1 protein-coding gene is annotated in these 1,994 nt (G+C 41.2%); it reads left to right on the plus strand.

Annotation, left to right across the window (positions count from 1 at the left end; all coding sequences use genetic code 11):
- Positions 1-654: 654 nt before the first annotated feature.
- Positions 655-1,827 carry a phosphoserine transaminase gene (locus CK510_RS29770; RefSeq protein WP_095725041.1) on the plus strand — a complete coding sequence of 391 codons (1,173 nt, stop codon included), beginning with the start codon at positions 655-657 and terminating at the stop codon, positions 1,825-1,827.
- Positions 1,828-1,994 lie beyond the last annotated feature (167 nt).

A 1,994-nucleotide genomic window follows, 5' to 3' on the forward strand; every position in this document is an offset into this window, starting at 1 on the left:
GAGCATAAGGATAATAAATCTCTCATATTAAGTAATAATCCTTATTTCCCCCAACTATTTTCCCAACAAGCATTTTAATCAATCTAAAATCTAGTTTCATATAAGTATAAATACTACTTAATTTTAGGAAGTCGGTTGAAAATGAGTCAAACGCAAGCTAAAAAAAGCAAGCAATTTAGCACGCATTGGTTTGGTTAGTAGCAGTGGAGAACGATTTTCAGCTAATTCAATCATTTGACTAATTGCGAATTGCGTAGCTTGCTTCTCGTTCCGCGAGTATTACGTAGCTTGCTTCCCCGGAGGGGTATTGCGAATTGTTTTGACTCTTCCCCCTCGAAGCTTAAACTAGTACAAAATTGTTGAAGTAATTCGTCAGAATAAAGAAGAAATATTGCCGAAAAATCAGCTTTTGGAGCTTGGAGATAGTAGATTTATTTCCACTAAAATGTACTAGAAAATTCTGGTAAAAGAAAAAGATTGAAAAACAGAACTCCTGCATTAGCGTCTATTGACATGTGACAATAGTCAGCAATCTGTGACATGCCGAGGATAAGATAACAGCAGTTCACCTTATGTAATAACCCCAAGTAAACAAGGTATGATCTAACCCAGCACTAAAATTAGCCGCACACTTTAGCCATAATTTTCAGACTGATGCCAGAAACTCTTCTTAATCCCCCCACTGTTAAACCTCAAGTTCCTAATTTCTCTTCCGGTCCCTGCGCGAAAAGACCAGGGTGGTCGGTATCAAATCTATCCAACGCCTGCTTGGGTCGCTCCCATCGTTCGGCAGATGGTAAGGCAAAATTGGTAGAAGTTATTGAACTGTCGAAAAAAATCTTGGGTGTACCCGCAAACTACCGCTTAGGAATAGTTCCAGCTTCTGATACGGGTGCTGTGGAAATGGCGATGTGGTCCTTATTAGGTAAGCTACCAGTTGATATTTTGGCATGGGAAAGCTTTGGTCAAGAATGGGTGACAGATGTTACCACTGAGTTGAAGTTGTCTGATGTTCGCTTGATGAAGGCAGATTATGGTAGTTTACCTGACCTCAAGCAAGTTGATTTTAGTCACGATGTGGTCTTTTTGTGGAATGGAACCACTTCTGGGGTAAGAGTTCCCAATGGTGATTGGATACCAGATAACCGGGAAGGTTTGACGATTTGCGATGCGACCTCAGCAGTGTTCGCAATGGATGTACCTTGGGAAAAGCTTGATGTTGTCACCTATTCATGGCAAAAGGTACTTGGTGGAGAAGCTCAACATGGTGTGATTGTGCTTTCTCCCCGTGCTGTGGAGCGTTTGGAGACTTATCAACCCCCTCGTCCTTTGCCGAAGTTATTTCGGATGACGAGTAAGGGTAAGCTGATTGAAGGTATTTTCAAGGGTGATACGATTAATACTCCCTCGATGTTGTGTGTTGAAGACGCTTTGGATGGGTTGAAATGGGCAGAAAGTATTGGTGGACTTGCGGGATTAATTAACCGTAGTGAAGCTAATTTGGCTGTATTGGCGAAATGGGTGGAAAAGAGTGATTGGGCTGCTTTTTTGGCAGAATCTGTGGAAACTCGCTCTTGTACTTCGATTTGTTTAAAAATTGTTGATGCATGGTTTGTGGGTTTGAGTGGGGAACAACAAGCCGAATGCGCTAAAAAATTAGCAAAGTTGCTGGAGAAGCAAAAAGTCGCTTTTGATGTTGCTGCTTACCGTTCTGCTCCTCCTGGTTTACGGATTTGGGGTGGTGCAACCGTGGAAACTGCTGATATTGAAGCGTTGCTTCCTTGGTTGGATTGGGCTTTTGCTAATGCTAAGGACGAAATGAAATAAAAAGCTTTTTTAACTAATTCAAGTAATTCCCCATGCTTCTACAAGCTGGGGATATAAGCCAGTTAGAAGCCGATCGCAATCCAATCCAGAAATCAAAAACGGAATAAAAAGAAGAGAAAATCTATTCTTGTTAAATGGTTATAATTACTTTTAGTACGGCAGTACCA

The sequence above is a fragment of the Brunnivagina elsteri CCALA 953 genome, assembly GCF_002289455.1.
Classification (GTDB): Bacteria; Cyanobacteriota; Cyanobacteriia; order Cyanobacteriales; family Nostocaceae; genus Brunnivagina; species Brunnivagina elsteri.

Excerpts from the sequence above, each read along its gene's own strand:
- CK510_RS29770 (WP_095725041.1), top strand. The coding sequence starts at position 655 with ATGCCAGAAACTCTTCTTAATCCCCCCACTGTTAAACCTCAAGTTCCT.